Source organism: Pseudomonas sp. P5_A2_2 (assembly GCF_054177685.1).
Genome location: NZ_JBGCUL010001026.1, coordinates 1 through 1534, shown reverse-complemented (window position 1 = coordinate 1534; position 1534 = coordinate 1). Strand labels below are relative to the sequence as shown.

At 60.3% G+C, this 1534-nt stretch carries 3 protein-coding genes; 2 read left to right on the top strand and 1 reads right to left on the bottom strand.

Annotated features, from left to right (window positions below; translation table 11 throughout):
- The first annotated feature begins 15 nt into the window (after positions 1 to 15).
- The gene (locus ACXRVY_RS28455; protein ID WP_007979776.1) at positions 16 to 576 is read left to right on the top strand and encodes a glycine cleavage system transcriptional repressor; all 561 of its coding nucleotides are present in this window, start codon (positions 16 to 18) and stop codon (positions 574 to 576) included.
- Between the two features lie 10 nt (positions 577 to 586).
- On the top strand, positions 587 to 1060 hold the full coding sequence (locus tag ACXRVY_RS28450) for a peroxiredoxin (protein WP_223463002.1): 474 nt from the start codon (positions 587 to 589) through the stop codon (positions 1058 to 1060).
- A gap of 130 nt (positions 1061 to 1190) precedes the next feature.
- Here ACXRVY_RS28450 and ACXRVY_RS28445 read toward each other — a convergent pair.
- Positions 1191 to 1534, bottom strand: a 344-nt coding sequence (locus tag ACXRVY_RS28445) for an AI-2E family transporter (protein WP_458238884.1), incomplete at its 5' end; no start/stop codon positions are given.

Here is a 1534-nt window from a genome sequence, read left to right as displayed (position 1 = left end):
CTTTAGGAATGCTGCATGTCCACCCCCACAGTTCGCGAACAATTCCTTGTCATCAGTGCCCTCGGCGCCAACCCCATGGAGCTGACCAACGTCCTGTGCCGCGCCAGCCATGAAAACCGCTGCGCCGTGGTCACTTCTCGCCTGACCCGTCATGGCGAATGCAGTGCGCTGGTGCTGGAAATCTCCGGTAGCTGGGATGCCCTGGCACGCCTGGAAGGCAGCCTGCCAGTGCTGGCCAAGCGGCATGCGTTCACGGTCAACGTGGTGCGYAGCGCCGCCCTGGAAAACCGCCCCCAGGCCCTGCCGTACGTCGCTTATGTCAGCTCGGCCTACCGCTCGGACATCATCAACGAGCTGTGCCAGTTCTTCATGGACCACAATGTCGAGCTGGAAAACCTGACCTGCGACACCTATCAGGCTCCGCAGACCGGCGGCACCATGCTCAACGCCACGTTTACCGTGACCTTGCCGGCCGGCGTGCAAATCAGCTGGCTGCGCGATCAGTTCCTGGATTTTGCCGACGCGCTGAACCTCGATGCCCTGATCGAACCCTGGCGCCCACAGAACCCAATGTAAGGAAGCTTTCATGGCCGTTGCCATCGACCAACCGGTAGCCGATTTCCAAGCCCCCGCCACCAGCGGGCACACCGTCAGCCTCGCTGGCCTGAAAGGCAAGCAGGTGCTGATCTACTTCTACCCCAAGGACAGCACGCCGGGTTGCACGACCGAGGGGCAAGGCTTTCGTGATCAGTACGCAGCGTTCAAGGCCGCCAATACCGAAGTGTTCGGTGTGTCTCGCGACAGCCTGAAATCCCACGAGAACTTCAAATGCAAGCAGGAATTCCCCTTTGAGCTGATCAGCGACAAGGACGAAGCCATCTGCCAGCTGTTCGACGTGATCAAGCTGAAAAAGCTCTACGGCAAGGAATACATGGGCGTGGATCGCAGCACCTTCCTGATCGACGCCAAAGGCGTGCTGCGCCAGGAATGGCGCGGCGTGAAGGTGCCGGGGCATGTTGATGCGGTGCTGGTTGCTGCTCAGGCCCTCAACAAAGCCTGATTTCTTCGAGGCCTGTTCCGACGCTATCGCGAGCAGGCTCGCTCCCACAGTTGACCGAGTTGTTTTGACTGACGCGATCTGATGTGGGAGCGAGCCTGCTCGCGAAGAGGCAATCAGCCTCACTGAAGAATTAAAGCAGCGGCGCCACCTCCGGCTCCTTGCGCGGCCACGCATCCAGCACGGCCTTGAACAGCGTCGCCAGGGGAATCGCGAAGAACACACCCCAGAACCCCCACAAGCCACCAAACAGCAACACCGCGCAGATGATCGCCACCGGGTGCAGGTTGACCGCCTCCGAGAACAGCAATGGCACCAGCACGTTGCCGTCCAGCGTCTGAATGATCCCGTAGACCGCCATCAGATAAATGAACTGATCGCTCCAGCCCCACTGGAACAGCGCAATCAGAAACACGGGCACGGTCACCACCACGGCGCCGACATAAGGCACCACCACCGAAATTCCCACCAGCAGAG